This is a genomic window from Phenylobacterium sp. (assembly GCF_025934275.1).
Lineage (GTDB): Bacteria > Pseudomonadota > Alphaproteobacteria > Caulobacterales > Caulobacteraceae > Phenylobacterium.
This window is the reverse complement of sequence record NZ_JAICYI010000048.1, coordinates 13,977-29,633: the sequence shown is the minus strand read 5'-3', so window position 1 is coordinate 29,633 and position 15,657 is coordinate 13,977. Positions and strand designations below refer to the sequence as shown.

The 15,657-nt window shown below is 69.6% G+C and carries 20 protein-coding genes; 5 read left to right on the top strand and 15 right to left on the bottom strand.

The features are described 5' to 3' along the window. Positions 1 to 866, bottom strand: an 866-nt coding sequence (locus Q0W60_RS12755) for an FtsH/Yme1/Tma family ATP-dependent metallopeptidase (protein WP_297696156.1), incomplete at its 3' end; no start/stop codon positions are given. Between the two features lie 192 nt (positions 867 to 1,058). Next, the gene (gene rpsU, locus Q0W60_RS12750; protein WP_297696160.1) at positions 1,059 to 1,292 is read right to left on the bottom strand and encodes a 30S ribosomal protein S21; all 234 of its coding nucleotides are present in this window, start codon (positions 1,290 to 1,292) and stop codon (positions 1,059 to 1,061) included. A gap of 176 nt (positions 1,293 to 1,468) precedes the next feature. On the opposite strand from rpsU, the gene Q0W60_RS12745 reads away from it, so the two are divergent. Then, on the top strand, positions 1,469 to 2,158 hold the full coding sequence (locus Q0W60_RS12745; protein ID WP_297696154.1) for a COQ9 family protein: 690 nt from the start codon (positions 1,469 to 1,471) through the stop codon (positions 2,156 to 2,158). A 25-nt stretch (positions 2,159 to 2,183) separates the two neighbouring features. Here the strand turns inward: Q0W60_RS12745 and Q0W60_RS12740 are convergent, their stop codons facing one another. Genes Q0W60_RS12740 through purE form a run of 3 tightly spaced genes read right to left on the bottom strand, consistent with a single transcriptional unit; the run spans position 2,184 to position 4,353 of the window. After that, positions 2,184 to 2,774, bottom strand: coding sequence for a class I SAM-dependent methyltransferase (locus Q0W60_RS12740; RefSeq protein ID WP_297696153.1), 591 nt, complete (start codon positions 2,772 to 2,774; stop codon positions 2,184 to 2,186). Positions 2,775 to 2,776: 2 nt separating this feature from the next. Beyond that, positions 2,777 to 3,868, bottom strand: a complete 1,092-nt coding sequence (locus Q0W60_RS12735; RefSeq protein WP_297696151.1) for a 5-(carboxyamino)imidazole ribonucleotide synthase — start codon at positions 3,866 to 3,868, stop codon at positions 2,777 to 2,779. Then, a complete protein-coding gene (gene purE / locus Q0W60_RS12730) occupies positions 3,865 to 4,353 on the bottom strand; it encodes a 5-(carboxyamino)imidazole ribonucleotide mutase (protein ID WP_297696149.1) in 489 nt (162 codons plus the stop codon). The genes Q0W60_RS12735 and purE overlap by 4 nt, the downstream gene beginning before the upstream one ends. A 155-nt stretch (positions 4,354 to 4,508) precedes the next feature. Here purE and Q0W60_RS12725 point away from each other — a divergent pair, with 155 nt between their 5' ends. After that, the gene (locus tag Q0W60_RS12725; protein WP_297696147.1) at positions 4,509 to 5,222 is read left to right on the top strand and encodes a diguanylate cyclase; all 714 of its coding nucleotides are present in this window, start codon (positions 4,509 to 4,511) and stop codon (positions 5,220 to 5,222) included. Positions 5,223 to 5,225: 3 nt separating this feature from the next. Here Q0W60_RS12725 and Q0W60_RS12720 read toward each other — a convergent pair whose 3' ends face one another. The 3 genes from Q0W60_RS12720 to Q0W60_RS12710 are packed head-to-tail and all read right to left on the bottom strand — an operon-like array spanning position 5,226 to position 6,503. Continuing rightward, the gene (locus Q0W60_RS12720) at positions 5,226 to 5,441 is read right to left on the bottom strand and encodes a DUF465 domain-containing protein (protein ID WP_297696145.1); all 216 of its coding nucleotides are present in this window, start codon (positions 5,439 to 5,441) and stop codon (positions 5,226 to 5,228) included. A gap of 11 nt (positions 5,442 to 5,452) precedes the next feature. After that, positions 5,453 to 5,899 carry a TIGR02444 family protein gene (locus Q0W60_RS12715; protein ID WP_297696143.1) on the bottom strand — a complete coding sequence of 149 codons (447 nt, stop codon included), beginning with the start codon at positions 5,897 to 5,899 and terminating at the stop codon, positions 5,453 to 5,455. Positions 5,900 to 5,903: 4 nt separating this feature from the next. Beyond that, positions 5,904 to 6,503: a UbiX family flavin prenyltransferase gene (locus Q0W60_RS12710; protein WP_297696141.1), complete on the bottom strand. Its 600-nt coding sequence runs from the start codon at positions 6,501 to 6,503 to the stop codon at positions 5,904 to 5,906. Between the two features lie 129 nt (positions 6,504 to 6,632). On the opposite strand from Q0W60_RS12710, the gene Q0W60_RS12705 reads away from it, so the two are divergent. After that, positions 6,633 to 6,806 (top strand): DUF465 domain-containing protein, encoded by a 174-nt coding sequence (locus Q0W60_RS12705; RefSeq protein WP_297696139.1) that lies wholly within the window; start codon positions 6,633 to 6,635, stop codon positions 6,804 to 6,806. Positions 6,807 to 6,835: 29 nt separating this feature from the next. Here the strand turns inward: Q0W60_RS12705 and Q0W60_RS12700 are convergent, their stop codons facing one another. From Q0W60_RS12700 to Q0W60_RS12680, 5 genes are all read right to left on the bottom strand, one after another. After that, on the bottom strand, positions 6,836 to 7,489 hold the full coding sequence (locus Q0W60_RS12700) for a cell cycle transcriptional regulator TrcR (protein ID WP_297696137.1): 654 nt from the start codon (positions 7,487 to 7,489) through the stop codon (positions 6,836 to 6,838). Between the two features lie 143 nt (positions 7,490 to 7,632). Beyond that, on the bottom strand, positions 7,633 to 8,379 hold the full coding sequence (locus Q0W60_RS12695; protein WP_297696135.1) for a DUF72 domain-containing protein: 747 nt from the start codon (positions 8,377 to 8,379) through the stop codon (positions 7,633 to 7,635). A gap of 26 nt (positions 8,380 to 8,405) precedes the next feature. Continuing rightward, complete coding sequence (gene ribB, locus Q0W60_RS12690; protein WP_297696133.1) at positions 8,406 to 9,557, bottom strand: 3,4-dihydroxy-2-butanone-4-phosphate synthase; 1,152 nt, start codon at positions 9,555 to 9,557, stop codon at positions 8,406 to 8,408. After that, positions 9,557 to 10,141 carry an NAD(P)H-dependent oxidoreductase gene (locus Q0W60_RS12685; RefSeq protein ID WP_297696131.1) on the bottom strand — a complete coding sequence of 195 codons (585 nt, stop codon included), beginning with the start codon at positions 10,139 to 10,141 and terminating at the stop codon, positions 9,557 to 9,559. Before Q0W60_RS12685 ends, ribB begins: the two co-directional genes overlap by 1 nt. 24 nt (positions 10,142 to 10,165) lie before the next feature. Next, positions 10,166 to 11,494: an acyl-CoA dehydrogenase family protein gene (locus Q0W60_RS12680; protein WP_297696129.1), complete on the bottom strand. Its 1,329-nt coding sequence runs from the start codon at positions 11,492 to 11,494 to the stop codon at positions 10,166 to 10,168. 131 nt (positions 11,495 to 11,625) lie between these two features. Here Q0W60_RS12680 and Q0W60_RS12675 point away from each other — a divergent pair, with 131 nt between their 5' ends. Continuing rightward, positions 11,626 to 11,946: a hypothetical protein gene (locus Q0W60_RS12675; protein WP_297696127.1), complete on the top strand. Its 321-nt coding sequence runs from the start codon at positions 11,626 to 11,628 to the stop codon at positions 11,944 to 11,946. A 6-nt stretch (positions 11,947 to 11,952) separates the two neighbouring features. Here Q0W60_RS12675 and Q0W60_RS12670 read toward each other — a convergent pair whose 3' ends face one another. Further along, positions 11,953 to 12,732, bottom strand: a complete 780-nt coding sequence (locus tag Q0W60_RS12670; protein WP_297696125.1) for a crotonase/enoyl-CoA hydratase family protein — start codon at positions 12,730 to 12,732, stop codon at positions 11,953 to 11,955. A gap of 94 nt (positions 12,733 to 12,826) precedes the next feature. Between Q0W60_RS12670 and Q0W60_RS12665 the strand changes: the two genes are divergently transcribed. Further along, positions 12,827 to 14,062 carry a serine hydrolase domain-containing protein gene (locus Q0W60_RS12665; RefSeq protein WP_297696123.1) on the top strand — a complete coding sequence of 412 codons (1,236 nt, stop codon included), beginning with the start codon at positions 12,827 to 12,829 and terminating at the stop codon, positions 14,060 to 14,062. Here Q0W60_RS12665 and Q0W60_RS12660 read toward each other — a convergent pair. Continuing rightward, on the bottom strand, positions 14,004 to 15,578 hold the full coding sequence (locus Q0W60_RS12660; RefSeq protein ID WP_297696121.1) for an MATE family efflux transporter: 1,575 nt from the start codon (positions 15,576 to 15,578) through the stop codon (positions 14,004 to 14,006). The two genes, Q0W60_RS12665 and Q0W60_RS12660, sit on opposite strands and share 59 nt — an antisense overlap. Positions 15,579 to 15,657: the final 79 nt, after the last annotated feature.

Sequence of the window (15,657 nt, the reverse complement as noted above, 5' to 3'; positions counted from 1 at the left end):
TTGGCTTCGAAGCCGTCCATCTCGACCAGCAGCTGGTTCAGCGTCTGCTCGCGCTCGTCGTTGCCGCCGCCCAGGCCCGCGCCACGGTGGCGGCCGACGGCGTCGATTTCGTCGATGAAGATGATGCAGGGGGCGTTCTTCTTGGCCTGTTCGAACATGTCGCGCACGCGGCTCGCGCCGACGCCCACGAACATCTCCACGAAATCGGAGCCGGAGATGGTGAAGAACGGCACGCCCGCTTCGCCCGCGATGGCGCGCGCCAGCAGCGTCTTGCCGGTGCCGGGCGGACCGATCAGCAGCGCGCCCTTCGGGATCTTGCCGCCCAGGCGCTGGAACTTCTGCGGATCCTTCAGGAAGTCGACGATCTCGGTCAGCTCTTCCTTGGCCTCGTCGACGCCAGCCACGTCGTCGAAGGTGACGCGGTTCTTGTTCTCGGTGAGCAGGCGGGCCTTGGACTTGCCGAAGCCCATCGCGCCGCGCGCGCCGCCCTGCATCTGGCGCATGAAGAAGATCCACACCCCGATCAGCAGCAGCACCGGCAAGGCCTGCAGCAGCACGCCCATCAGCGTCACCCCGCCGACCGGTTTGACGTCGATCTCGGCGCCGGTGGACTCCAGCTTCTTGACCAGGTCGTCCTGGTTGACCGGCGTCATGGCCGTGAAGACGTGGTTCGAACCGTCCTTCACCTCGACGGCCGCGCCGCGGATCACCGCCTGCTTGACTTCGCCGTTGTTCACCTTCGCCACCAGCTGCGAGTAGGGGATCTCGCTGGCGCCCGTGGCATGACCGCCGCCGGTCACCATGCTGTAAAGGCCGACCAGGACGACGATGATCACGCCCCAGATGACGAAATTGCGCAGGTTCATCGGTTGAAACCGCCTTCGAGGATTGCCGGCAGGGAGCTTAAAGATAGGACGTCGACCGATGTTCCACCACAAACGCCGCCGGTCGCGCGACGGAAGATCGCGGCTTGACTATGGCCGCGGCCGAAACACCAAGGGCCGCTACCCTCCGGCGCGGCCCTTTACATAGGAACAGATTGCGTCGTTCGTGAGCCCTTAGCGGCTCGGCTTCTTGGGCGCCACGATGAGGCCTTCGCGCTGCGCGCGCTTGCGGGCCAGCTTGCGGGCCCGGCGCACGGCCTCGGCCTTCTGGCGGGCGCGCTTCTCGGAGGGCTTCTCATAGTGCACGTGCCGCTTCATCTCGCGGAACGAGCCCTCCCGCTGCATCTTCTTCTTCAGCGCCTTGAGGGCCTGGTCGACGTTGTTGTCACGAACGAAAATCTGAACCAGAGGTCTCTCTCCTGTGTGCGTCCGCCGTCCGGCCCCTCATCGTCGGGCCGCGGCGGGCGAACAAAACATTAAGGCCCGGAGGCTTTGGGCCTTCGGGTCCGAGCGCGGCGAGATACCAGAAGCGACCCCCGCTGTCCACGCCGGGCGGCATAACCGGAAAGGCTCAGGATCGGGTCATGGCGAAGGCCGCAGGGAGACAGGATTGGGCCGAGGCGGCCGAGCAGCGGGTGCTGGATGAGGCGCTCCGGCTCTGCGCGCGCGAGGGCTGGACCCATCGGATGGCGCGCCTGGCCGGCCGCGCCGCCGGCCTGAGCGAGGGCGAGACCGAGCTCCTGATCCCGCACGGTCCGGCCGACCTCGCCGTGCTGCTGGCGCGTCGGCACGATGCGCGGACGCTGATGGTCCTCAAGGGCGTCGATCCGGCCGCGCTGAAGGTGCGCGAGCGGATCCGCGCGGCCGTCGAGGCGCGTCTGGACGCCGCGGCCCAGGACGAGGCCGCCGTGCGCCGCTGCGCGGCCTGGCTGGCGCTGCCGCCGAATGCCCCGCTCGCCGCCCGCCTCGCCTGGGAGAGCGCCGACGCCCTCTGGCGCTGGGCGGGCGACGCGGCCACCGACGAGAACCACTATTCGAAGCGGCTGCTGCTGGCCGGCGTCCTCTCCGGCGCGCTCGCCATCCGACTGCATGCGGGCCGCGCCGACGCCCTGGCCTTCGTCGACCGCCGCATCGCCGACATCCTCCGCTTCGAGGCGTTCAAGCAGGCCTCGCCGGTCCGGCCCTACGATCTGATGGCCGGCGTCTTCCGTGCGCTGGGCCGCGCCCGCTACGGCCGCCCAGCGCCCCGGCCGGACCTCACCGACGCGCCCTGACTGCTTACCCATTCGGGGGAAGACGCTAAGGCGTCTTCCGGCAGAAGACGCTGAGCCACCGCTCGTGGGCGCGCTCGGGACGGGCGTCGCCTGTTACCTCCATGGAGAGCATCTCGAGCCCGCCCGTCTGAGCGATGAGCGACTGCGCGCGGGCCTCGTCCAGGTCCGTGAAGCGGCGCCCGTGCGCCTCGCGCTCGCGGGTCCCGTATTTGAAAGACATGAACCAGACGCCGCCGGGGACGAGCGCCCGCCTCAGGCGGCGCAGCGTCTCGGGGAGCCCGACCCGCGGCACGTGCAGCAGCGAAGCGCAGGCCCAGACGCCGTCGAACGCCTCGATCCAGTCCATCTGGTCGAAGGTCATCACGCGGACGTCGACACCGGCGTGTTCGCGGGCGAGCGCCGCGAGCGCCGGCGCGGCTTCCGTTGCGGTCACCTGGAAGCCCATCTCGTGGAACACCCTCGCGTCACGCCCCGAGCCGCAACCGGCCTCCAGCACGCGCCCGCCCGGCGGCAGGAGGGCGGCGAAGGTCGCTAGCTGCGGCAGCATGTCGGCCGCGACGCTGCGTGCGAAGAAGTCCTCGGCGTTCTCCTCGTAGAAGCGGATCGTGTCGACCATCGCTAGAGCGGCTTGACCCGGTTCACGTGCCCCATCTTGCGGCCCGGCTTGGCCTCGCGCTTGCCGTAGAGGTGCAGCCGGCTTTCGGGCTCCTGGGCGAACTTCAGCCAGCCCTGCGCCTCGTCGCCCAGCAGGTTCAGCATCTCCACCCGCGCGGTCGGATGGGTCGGCCCGAGCGGCCAGCCAGCGACAGCGCGGATGTGCTGCTCGAACTGGTCGACCTCGCAGCCGTCCAGCGTCCAATGGCCGGTGTTGTGCACCCTGGGCGCGATCTCGTTCACCAGCAGCCGGCCACCCTCCATCTCGAAGAGCTCGATCCCGATCACGCCGACGTAGTCGAGGCCGGCGAGCACGCGCGCGGCGATCCGCTCCGCCTGCTCGGCCACCGCGGCGACGACCCGGGCGGGGGCGATCGAGCGGCGCAGGATGCCGCCTTCGTGGTGGTTCTCGGCCAGCGGATAGACCGCCGTGGACCCGTCCCGCCCGCGCGCGGCGATGATCGACAGCTCGCGGCGGAAGCCCGCCGCCGCCTCCAGGATCACCGGTGCGCCGCCGAGCTCGGCGAAGGCGCGGGCGGCGTCCGGCGCATGCTCCACCCAGCGCTGGCCCTTGCCGTCGTAGCCCTCGCGGCGGGTCTTCATGAGCGCGGGCGCACCCACCTGCTCCATGGCCCCCACCGCCTCCTGCGGGCTGGCGGCCGGCGCGAAGGCGACGGTCGAGGCGCCGTGAGCGTTGAGGAAGCTCTTCTCGACGAACCGGTCCTGCGCCGCCTCCAGCGCCGCGGGTCCGGGCGCCACTGGGACGCCCAGCGCGGCGAGCTGCGCCACGGCGGCGGCCGGCACGTTCTCGAACTCGTAGGTGACCACGTCCGCAAGGTCGGCCAGCGCCTGCAGGCCCTTGGGATCGTCATAAGCCGCGGTGATGGCGTGGGCGGAGACCCGCGCCGCCGGGCCGTCCGGCTCCGGATCGAGGATCGCCACGTCGAACCCCAGCCGGGCGGCGGCCTGCGCCAGCATTCGGCCCAGCTGGCCGCCGCCCAGGATGCCGATTGTCGAGCCGGGCGCGAGCGGCAGGACCGGGGGGCTGCGGCTCAAGCGTCCTCCACCGTCTCGGGGATGCTCGCCGTCTGGCTCGCCGAGAAGGCCGCCACCCGCTCGGCCAGCTTCGGATCGGCGAGCGCCAGGATGCGCGCGGCCATCAGCGCGGCGTTGCGGGCGCCGGCCTCGCCGATCGCCAGCGTGCCCACCGGGATGCCCGCCGGCATCTGCACGATGGAGAGCAGCGAATCCATGCCCTTCAGCGCCTTGGTCTCGATCGGGACGCCCAGCACCGGCAGCTCGGTGAGCGAGGCGGTCATTCCCGGCAGGTGCGCCGCGCCGCCGGCGCCGGCGATGATCACCCTGACGCCCGACGCCTTGGCGCCCTTGGCGAAGGCGTACATGCGCTCGGGCGTGCGGTGGGCGGAGACCACCTTGGCCTGGTAGCCCACGCCCAGGCCCTCCAGCGTCTCGGCCGCATGGCGCAGCACCGGCCAGTCGGACCGGCTGCCCATGATGATGGCGACGGGCTGAGCGGTCATGCTTCGGTTCGGATCCCTCAGCCCCCGGGCCGGAAAAGCCGCGGAGTATAGGCGGGTGCTTTGCGGCGGCAACCGGCGGGGTTAGGATTCGCCCAAGTGACTGTTGCGTCTTTGATTCTCTTCGCCCCTCCGAGGCCGGAGCCCCGCGGAACCCCATGAAGATCACCGGCGCGCGCACCGAGCCCTTCTCGACGATCCGCAGGCGGGCCCTCGCCCAGGCCGGGGCCCAGACGAGCGCCGCCGCGCCCGCCGCCGACAGCACGACGTTCCTGGGCCTTGGCGAGGCCGATCTGACGCCCGTCGTGCAGGGCGCGCTGCAGGCGCTGCTCATCGAGATCGACGACCTGCGCGGCGAAGTGGCTCGGCTGAAGGCCCGGCTCTCCGAAGCCGAGGGGCTCGCTGATCGCGACGGACTCACGCCGCTGTTCAATCGCCGGGCCTTCCTGCGCGAGGTGGGCCGCATCCGCGCGTTTTCCCAGCGCTATGGCGCGCCGGCCAGCCTGGTCTACTTCGATCTCGATGACCTGAAGTCCATCAACGACCGGTTCGGCCACGCGGCCGGCGACGCCGCCCTGCAGGCGATGGCCGACCGCCTGCTGCGCAATGTGCGCGATTCCGACGTGGTCGGACGCATGGGCGGCGACGAGTTCGGGGTGGTCCTGGTCCAGGCCGACCAGGCGGTGGCCGAGGCCAAGGCCGCCGCGCTGGCCCGGGCGGTCGAACGCGAGCCGCTGCAGTTCGGCGACTGGTCCGCGCCGCTGCATGTCTCCTACGGGGTGCGCCAGCTGTCCCCCGGCCTCGAGCCGGAGGCGCTGGTGGCCGCGGCGGACGCGGCCATGTACCAGCGCAAGCGCGAGCGCGGCGGCTGAGCCCTACGCCGGGATGTCCGGCGTGAGCATGTCCTCGATGCGGGCGATCTCGTCCTTGAGGGCGAGCTTCTTCCGCTTCAGGCGGCCGATCAGCATCATGTCCGGCAGCGGCGAGACGGCGACCGCCTGGATGGCGGCGTCGAGGTCCGCGTGCTCCTGGCGCAGCTCCGCCAGCTGCGCCCGCAGCACCTCTTCCGACGGATCGACGGGATCGCTCATGGGTCCGGAAACTAGCCCAGCGCCGCGGCCAGCGCAGCCAGTTCGTCGTCCGGCGCGGCGCGGCCCCAGGCCTGCGAGGCGGCCTTCAGCGCGTCCAGCTCGTGCGCGCCGCCGCGGGCGTCGCCCGCCATCGCCTCCAAGGTCTCCATCAGCACCCGCTCGCAGCGGAGCTCGGCGGCCTTGACGTCGTCGCGAAGCCCCTCGCGCGCGCCGTCGTCGATCGGCGGAAACGGCGCCTTCAGCGCTCGCCGGACCTCGCGCAGCGGGACGAGCGCGGTGGCCTCCCAGGCCCGCGCCAGCTCGGCCGCCCGCACCAGCAGCGCCTTGTCGGCGGTCTCCGCCCACACCGCCCATAACAGCAGAGAGGTGTTCTGGCCGAAGGCGTCCTGCAGCCTCAGGCAGGCCTCCGGCACGCCGGGCCGGCCATAGGCGCGAAGCGTCCAATCCCACAGCGACATCGCCTCACGCCTCGCTCGTCAGGGGGCCGACATCCTCGCCCCAGCGCTTCACCGGCCGCCAGGAGAGGCCGAAGAGGTCGAGCGCGCGGCCGGCCGACTGGTCGACCATCTCCTCGAGGCTCTGCGGCTTGGCGTAGAAGGCCGGCATCGGCGGGGCGATCACCGCGCCCATCTCGGCCAGCCGGACCATGGTGCGCAGATGCCCCAGATGCAGCGGACTCTCGCGGACCATCAGCACCAGCGGACGGCGCTCCTTCAAGGTCACGTCGGCGGCGCGGGTCAGCAGCGACGAGGTCACCCCCGTGGCGATCTCGCTCATCGAGCGGACCGAGCAGGGCGCGACGATCATGCCGAGCGTCGGGAACGAGCCGGAGGCGATCGCCGCCCCCACGTCCGAGGTTTTGTGGACCACGTCGGCCCTGGCGTGCAGGTCGGCGGGCGAGAGGCCGGTTTCGTCGGCGAGCGTCAGCGCCGCGGCGCGGCTCATCACGAGGTGGCTCTCGACGGCGAGGTCGCGGCAAGCCTGCAGCACCCTCACCCCATAGATGGCGCCGGATGCGCCCGAGACCCCAACGATCAGCCGGGGCCGCTCGGTTTTCGGCATACGGAAGGTCCTAAACGCTCGAAGTCGTGGCCGAGCCACGCCCCGCCGTCTGCAAACATATGTGATCTGACAGCCGAGCATAGCGGGTGTTCACTTGACTGCCGTCCAACCGCAAGGAGGCCGCTCGTCATGGCCGTGGAAGCCAGGCTCCGTGAACTTGGAGCTCGCCACCAGTCCCTCGAAAAAGCCATTCAGGACGAATTGCGAAGGCCCGCCGCCGACGAAGACAGACTCAAGGAATTGAAGCGACAGAAGCTCCGGCTGAAGGACGAGCTGGAGGCCCTCAAGGCCGCGCTGCATTAGCGCCACTCTCCCCTCTCGCGAGGGAGATCTCAGTCCTCCGCGTCTTCGGTTTCCTCCTCGAGGACCGGCGGCGGCTCCTCCAGCACGCCGGTCTCCGAGGCCGGGCGCAGCGTGGGGCCTTCCGGTTGCGCGGCGCCGCGGCGGGCATCCTCGCGGGCCCTCTTCTCGGCCGCCTTGCGCACCACCTCGTCGAGTTCCAGCTGGCTGACCAGGCCGAGCGTCACCGGGTCGACCGGCTTGATGTTGGGCGAGTTCCAGTGGCTGCGGTTGCGCACCGAATCGATGGTCGACTTGGTGGTCCCGAGGATGCGGGCGATCTGGCTGTCGGCGACCTCCGGGTGGTTGCGCAGGAACCAGGCGATGGCGTCCGGCCGGTCCTGGCGGCGCGACACCGGGGTGTATTTCGGTCCCTTCTTCTGCGGCTTCAGGTACTCCGCGTGCCGACTCTTCTGGGCCTTCATGCGGTACTTGGCGTCGCGTTCCGCGTGGTCGAGCTCCTCGCGCGAGAGCTGGCCGTTGGCGATCGGGTCCGCGCCGCGGATGTCGCGCGCCACCTCGCCATCGGCGATGCCCTTCACCTCCAGCGGGTGAAGGCCGCAGAAGTCGGCGATCTGGTCGAAGGTGAGCGAGGTGTTGTCGACCAGCCATACGGCGGTCGCCTTCGGCATCAGGATGTCGGTCATGGGAGATTGTCCGCAGTCAGAAACTAAGGCGCCCGGCCTTGCGGCCGGGCGGGGATTGATCGTCCATATAGGCTCCTTGCAGCCAAGAGAAAACGGGATTGTCGGCGCGCGCAGGCCGCAGGTGAGTTGGCGGCTCGCCGGCGTCAGGCAGCCCGGGCGTAGGCATGCGCGCCGGTCAGCGCCATGAGCTCGAGCGCATCGAACGGCGCGGCGCTCTTCACGTCGTTGTCGAAATAGGCGTAGACGTCGCGCCCGTCCGCGCGCCAGTGGGCGATGCGGGCGGCCCACCTGCGAAGCTCGTCGTCGCCATAGCGGCCGTGGTAACGGCCGCCCGGCCCATGGCCCCGGATGTAGATCCAGGAGGCCGTCCGCTCCCAGGGCGCGGGCGCGGAATGGTGGTCGGAAATGCAGAGCGCCGCGTCGAACTCGGCAAGGATGCGGAACACCTCCGGCGCGTACCAGCTCTCGTGCCGGAACTCGACGGTGTGGCGGCGATGCTTGGGCAGGAGCCTGAGGAAGCCCGCCAGCCGCTCGTCGTTGCGCCTGAGCTGCGGCGGCAGCTGGATCAGCGCCGGGCCGTAGTGGTCCGCGAGCGGCGCCATGCGGCCGAACACCAGGGCGACCGGCTCCTCGCAGTCCTTCAGCTTCTTGTTGTGGGTGATGAAGCGGCTGACCTTCCAGGCGAACACGAAGCCGTTCGGCGCGCGCCTGGCCCAGCCCTCGACCATGCTCTCCGACGGCAGGCGGTAGAAGCTCGCATTGATCTCGGCCGTATCGAAGCGGGCGGCGTAGTGCTCGAGCCGGTCCCTGTCCTTGGTCCCCGGCGGATAGAAGGGCCCTGTCCAGTCCTTGTAGGCCCAGCCCGAGCAGCCGATGCGGAGGTCAGCCATGTGCGCCTAACGCGCAGGCGCACCGGTCAGTCGAGCGCCTGGCGGCCGAGGATCTTCAGACCGTAGCCGGCCGAGCCCGGCAGCACGGTCTTCGACGAGGTGAGCAGGATCATGTCGCGCACGCCAAGGTCGATCAGGATCTGCGCGCCGATGCCGTAGTCGCGCAGGATGTTGGCGCTCTGGTTGCCCTCAGGCCCGCCGTAGCGCTCCGACAGCCAGTGCGGGTTGGGGTCGCGGATGAACACCGCCACCCCGGCGCCCTCGTGATCGGCGATCGCCTTCAGCGCCTTCGGCACGTACTCGCGCCGGGTCTCGACCGCCCCCAGCATGTCGGCGGCCATGTCGACGCGGTGCATGCGGACGAGCGTGGGCTTCTCCGGATCGACCTTGCCCTTGGCCAAGACCACGTGCTCGGTCTCATCGAGGACGTTGCGATAGACGATCAGCCGGAAGCGGCCGCCGTAGGTCGAATCGAACGGCCGCTCCAGCACCCGCTCCACCTGCCGCTCGGTGCGCCGGCGATAGGCGATCAGATCGGCGATGGTGCCGATTTTCAGTCCGTGGAGCTGGGCGAAGGCCACGAGGTCCGGCAGCCGCGCCATCGACCCGTCGTCCTTCATGATCTCGCAGATCACTCCGGCGGGATAGAGGCCGGCCATGCGGCTGATGTCGACGGCGGCCTCGGTGTGGCCGGCGCGGACCAGGACGCCGCCGTCCTTGGCGACCAGCGGAAAGACGTGGCCCGGCGAGACGATATCGTCGGGCCCCTTGGTGGGATCGATGGCGACGGCGATGGTGTGCGCCCGGTCGTGAGCGGAGATGCCGGTGGTCACCCCCTCGCGAGCCTCGATCGAGACCGTGAAGGCGGTGCCGTGGCCGGACTGGTTCTCGCTGGCCATCGGCGGCAGCCTCAGCTGCCGCGCCCGCTCGGCCGGGATCGAGAGGCAGACCAGCCCGCGGGCGTGCTTGGCCATGAAGTTGATCTGCTCGGGCGTCGCGAACTGAGCGGGGATGATGACGTCCCCCTCGTTCTCGCGATCCTCGGCGTCCACCAGGATATAGGGCCGCCCGTTGCGGGCGTCCTCCAGGATGTCCTCGATCGAGCTGATCGCCGCGTGGACGCTGTCGTCGCCAGGGATGGAACCGGCCGGCCGCGGCACGAGATAGGGACGCTTCATCAGCCCACCGGCTCCTTGGTCGCCCGCAGCTGGGCGAACTCCACCACCTGCTCGGCCACCGTGGCGAGCTGCCAGGCGTCCTTCGGCTCCCGGCACTCGCCGGCCTCGTCGAACAGGCTCGCGCCGGCGTTGAGCGCGGCGCCGAACGGCGTCGGCCAGCCTCTGAGGGCATGTATGATCGCGCGCAGCGCCATCAAGGTGGTGCCCGCCGCCTGCCAGCCGTCCGCGGTGATGATCGTCCCCACCGGCCGCCCCTGGAAATAGGGCGTCACGTCTTCGCGGGTCAGTTCCAAGGTGTCGAGCGCGTTCTTCATCACGCCGGAGATCGAGCCGTGGTAGCCGGGGCTCGCCACGATCACCCCGTCGGCGGCCCGGATCGCCGCGGCCAGCTCCTCCTGCTCGGCGGTGGCCCTGGCGGGCCGCGGATCGAAGATCGGCAACCGGGCCAGGAAGGCGCCGCCCAGGAGCTGCGTCTCTGCGCCGGCCGCCCCGGCCGCCCGCAGCGCCACCGTAAGCGCCCGCTCCGTGGACGATCCCGGGCGGATGGTGCCGCCGATGCCGACGATCAGCGGCCGTGCGCTCATGCCTGCTCCTTCTCCGGGTGAAGCCTACGCCGGCTCGGCTTCCTTGCGGCGGGCCGAGTAGGCGCTCTTCAGCTCGTCCAGCTCCTTGGCGTAACGCTTCTGGGCTTCCTCCCGCAGTTTCGGGATGTGGTAGGCCGGGAAGAGCTCGTTGTCGGGTCGGTAGTCCTTCAGCACCTGCTTGGCGACCGTCACCTTGTGCACTTCGGTCGGGCCGTCGGCGATGCCCATGACCAGCGACGAGGTCACCATGTGCATGAACGGCATCTCGTTGGAGACGCCGAGCGCGCCGTGCAGGTGCGCCGCCTTCTGCGCGATGTCGTTGTAGACCTTGGGCATCATCACCTTGATCGCGGCGATGTCCTTACGGACCAGCTGGTAGTCCTTGTGCTTGTCGATCAGCCAGGCGGTGCGCAGCACCATCAGGCGGAAGCTCTCCAGCGCGATCCAGCTCTCGGCGATGTCGGACTGCACCATCTGCAGGTCGGCGAGCTTGCCGTCGCGGGTGGTGCGCGAGACCGCGCGCTTGCACATCAGGTCGAGCGCGTTCTTGCAGGCGCCCACCGTGCGCATGGCGTGGTGCACGCGCCCGCCGCCCAGCCGCACCTGGGCGATGACGAAGGCTGCGCCGCGCTCGCCCAGCAGCGCCTCATAAGGCAGGCGCACGTTGTTGTAGCGGACGTAGCCCTCGCTGCCGCCGCCGATCTCGCCGCCCGCGCCCACGGCCACGTTGCGGATGATCTCCACGCCGGGCGTGTCGGTGGGCACCAGGAAGATCGAGGTGCGCTTGTAGGGATCCTTGGCGTCAGGGTCGGTGACCGCATAGAGCACCAGCACCTTGGCCCAGCGGGCGCCGGTGGAGAACCACTTCTCCCCGTTTATCACCCACTCGTCGCCTTCCAGCACCGCGCGGGTCTTGAAGGTGAGCGGATCGGACCCGCCGGTTGGTTCGCTCATCGAGAAGGCCGAACGGATCTCGCCGTTGAGCAGCGGCCAGAGATACTTCTCCTTCTGCGCCTCGGTGCCGTAATGAGCGATGATCTCGGCGTTGCCCGAGTCCGGCGCCTGGCAGCCGAAGACCGTGGGCGCAAGTCCGTTGCGGCCCAGCTTCTCGTTCATCAGGCCGAGCTTCAGCTGCCCGTAGCCCTGGCCGCCGAGCTCAGGGCCCAGGTGGCAGGCCCACAGGCCCTCGGCCTTCACCTTGTCCTGCAGCGGCTTGATGAACTTCTCGCGGCCCAGCGGACCGTGGACGGCCATGCCGAGGTGCGAGAGGGGCTCGACCTCCTCGCGCATGAAATCCTCGATCCAGTCCAGCTTCTTCTGGAACTCGGGATCGGTCTCGAAATCCCAGGCCATCTAGCGCCTCCATCGGCTGCGTTATTCGAAGTTTCAGTATGTTTCTCGACGCCCGATCATTATCAAACGCCTGTTCGGCTTACGCAACCGGGCGTCCCGGGTATGATGCAGCGCTCGATCGGGAGGGAGTCATGCGCAGATTGATCCTGGCCGCCGCGATCGCGGCCCTCGCCGCGCCGGCCGCGGCCGACACCCTGCAGGAAGTCACGACCCGCGGGATCGTGATTCTGGTGGGCGACATGCAGATCGATGTGACCTACACGCCCGACGGCAAGTTCACGGCGGCCCAGGGCCAGATCTTCGGCGCCTGGCGCATCGACGGCGACAAGCTCTGCACGCAGTCGAACTACGACGAGACGGAGCAATGCGTCGGATACCCCAAGGGCAAGAAGTCTGGCGACAGCTTCGAGGTGACCGGCCCGCAGGGCTCGGCCACGATCCGGATCAAGTAGCCGCGCTCAGAACGCGCCGCCGCGGCCCTGGCCTGCGACGAAGCGGCTCGCGCCCTCGACGGCGGAGCCCGTGCGCAGGGTCGCCATGCCGAGACGCACCTCGTTCGCCGTCGCCTCGTCCCAGTCCATCGACCACTGGGCGAGCGCCGACAGCCGGTCGTTCCTGAGGCAGAGCTGGGGGAAGGCGGAGATTTGCCGCGCCAGTTCCAGGGCGGCGTCGAGCGCTGCGCCGTTCGGCGCGAGCCGGTTGGCGAGGCCGATCTCGTAGGCTTCCTTCGCCTCGACCGGCCGGCCGGTGAGGATCAGGTCCATCGCCCTCGAGTGGCCGATCAGCCGGGGCAGGCGCACGGTCCCCAGATCGATCAGCGGCACGCCGAAGCGCCGGCAGAAGACGCCGAACACCGCCCCTTCGGCCGCGACGCGCAGGTCGCACCAGCAGGCGACCTCCAGCCCGCCCGCCACCGCGTAGCCCTCCACCGCGGCGATCACCGGCTTGCCCAGGCGCAGGCGGGTGACGCCCATCGGGCCCATGTCCCCGTCCGGCCGCACGGGATTGGCGCCGGCGTCGGGACGGTTCTCGGAGATCGCCTTCAGATCCGCGCCGGCGCAGAACGCGCCGCCCCGCCCCTGCAGGATCGCGACGTCCAGCGCCTCGTCGGCGTCGAACGCCTTGAAGGCCTCGTAGAGCGCCCTGGCGGTCGCGGCGTCCACGGCGTTGCGCCGCTCCGGCCGCTCGATCGTGACGACGGCGATGCGGCCCTGGTGCTCGATGCTGACGGCGGACATGGCGCTTGCTCCGGTTCGACGTCAGCATCGTCACGCTTGCGGCCCCGCGGAAGGCAAGGGCTAATGCCGGCGGCAGGCTTTCCAGGAGGATGCGATGGACCAGATCACCCGGGCCAAGTCGTTGGGATTTTCGGCCGAGCGGCTCGCCAAGATCGATCGCTTCCTGCAGGAGAAGTACGTGGCCGCAGGCAAGCTGCCGTGCGCCCAGTTCGTGCTCGCCCGCCAGGGTCAGGTGGTCCACCAGACGCTGCTCGGTCAGCAGGACCCCGAGCGTGGGACGCCGCTGCGCGAGGATACCGTCTATCGGATCTACTCGATGACCAAGCCGATCGCCTGCGTGGCGCTGATGACCCTCGTCGAGGAGGGCCTGATCGCGCTCGACGATCCGGTGGCCAAGCACATCCCCGAGTGGAAGGACCTGGGCGTCTTCTCCGCCGGCGTGACGCCCGCCTTCATGGTCACCCCGCCGGCGCGGCCCATGCAGGTGGTGGACCTGCTGCGCCACACCTCGGGCCTGACCTACGGCTTCCAGAACCGCAGCAACGTCGACGCCGCCTACCGCAAGCTGAAGGTGGAGGACATGCGCGGGGAGCACGACCTCGAGGGCATGATCCGCCTGCTGGCCAAGCTGCCGCTGGAGTTCTCGCCGGGCGAGGCATGGAACTACTCGGTCTCGACCGACGTGGTCGGCTACCTGGTGCAGAAGATCGCCGGCAAGCCGCTGTCCGAGGTGCTGAAGGAGCGGATCTTCGAGCCGCTGAAGATGGTCGACACGGGCTTTTCGGTCCGCGAGGACCAGCGCAGCCGCTTCGCCGCCTGCTACAATGCCAAGCCGGGCGGCAAGATGGAGCTGCAGGACGATCCGGCGAAGAGCCCCTATCTGAAGCCGCCGAAGCTGGAGTCCGGCGGCGGCGGCCTGGTCTCGACCGCCGCCGACTACCTGCGCTTCACCACCATGCTGGTGAACGGCGGCGAGCTGGAGGGCCAGCGCATCCTGGCGCCGAAGACCGTCAAGCTGATGGCCTCCAACCACTTGCCCGACGGCAAGGACCTCACCGAGCTCTCGCGCTCGCTGTTCTCCGAGAGCACCAACGCCGGCGTCGGCTTCGGCCTGGGGTTCGCCGTGGTGTTCGACCCGCCGAAGACGCTGATCCCCTGCTCGAAGGGCGAGTTCTACTGGGGCGGCGCGGCCTCCACCGCCTTCTGGGTCGATCCGCTGGAGGAGGTCACGGCGGTGTTCATGACCCAGCTCCTGCCGTCGTCGACCTATCCTATTCGGCGGGAGCTTCGGACACTGGCATACGCGGCGCTTGAGGAGACGAACGGCTAGCATCGCGTTCTTCGGCCGAGACGATCGCCTCGCTCTCCTCGATCATCGGCTGGCCGAGGCCGGTGTCGGGCGCATCGGAACTTGGCGTGAAGTCGAGCATGCGCGCTCTGCGCCAGCCGAACGGGCCGTCGTAGAAGTAGTAGAGCCCCGACAGCACGAGAGTCGTGAGGCTGCCGATCGGAAAGGCGAGCCAGATGGCGTCGGCGTGCAGGCGCGGCTCCAGCAGCACCGCCACCGGGATGCGCACCACCCACAGCGAGATGATCATGGCCAGCAGGGGCGGCCAGACGGCGCCGGTCGCCCGGACGATGCCGGAGAAGATGAAGGCCACGCCGAACGGGATGAAGCCCCAGAGCACGATCATGTTGATGTGCGTCGCGATCTGCAGCGCCGGGCTGGTCGCCGGCAGGAACGCCTGCAGGGCGTAGGGGTCGGCGAACTCCAGGATCAGGACCGGAACGCCGGTGAACAGGACCGCGAGCAGGCTGCCGATCCGGGCCACCCGCTCCACGCGGTCCATGCGACGGGCGCCGACGTTCTGGGCGGCCATCGACGAGCAGCCTGCGCCAAGCGCCATGGCCGGCATCTGCACGTAGGTCCAGAACTGTGCGCCGGCCCCATAGGCGGCGGAGGTATGCACGCCGTAGCGGTTGACGAACGAGAGCATGGTCACCGCGGCCAGGCTAATGACCATCATCTGGATGCCCATGGGCGTGCCCTTGGCGATCAGCGTCCAGATGATCTTCAGGTCCGGCAGCAGGAGCCGCCAGTCGGACGGCTTGAGCACCAGGATGGAATTCTTCCGGTAGAGGTAGACCAGCATCGCGGCCAGGGTGATGGTCTGGGCGATGAGCGTGGAGGTGGCCGAGCCGGCGATGCCCATTTTCGGGAACGGCCCGAGGCCCATCAGCAGGAGCGGGTTCATCACCACGTCCAGCCCCACCTGCACCAGGGCGAAGTAGAACGGCGTGCGGCTGTCTCCGGTCCCCCGCTGGGCCATCATCATGAAGCTGAAGAAGAAGAAGAACGGGATCGCCCCGAAGATCACCCGCAGGTAGGCGATGGCGTCGGCGCGGGCATCCGCCGGCGTCTTCATGGCGTCCAGGATGTGCGGCGTCAGCACGCCGCCCAGCACGCCGATCAGGATCGAGATGGCCAGGAAGAAGGTCGTCGACGTGCCCACGACCTTGCGGGCGAGCGGCTCGTCCTCGGCGCCGATCGCCTGTCCGATCAGGATGTTGGCCGCCATCGTCACGCCGAAGGCCGCGCCCAGCATCATGAAGAAGATCTGGTTGGAGTTGTTGGTGGCGGTGACCCCGGCCTCGCCCAGCACGTGGCTCACCCAGAACATGTTGGCCGAGCCGTTCAGCGACTGCAGGATGTTCGAGCCGAGCACCGGCAGGGAGAAGAGGATCAGCGTCTTGCCGATCGGACCCGTGGTCAGGTCGGGACCGCCGCGCCGACCCGCGAATCCTCCTGGGGAGCCTCGAAAGCCGCCGCCCGGCGGGCCGCCCATGGGACCGCGGGGGGGGCCCCGACCCCCTCCTCCGGCGTTGGCGGTCGTGGGCTCCAAGAGTTCAGTCCCTTCTTCGCCC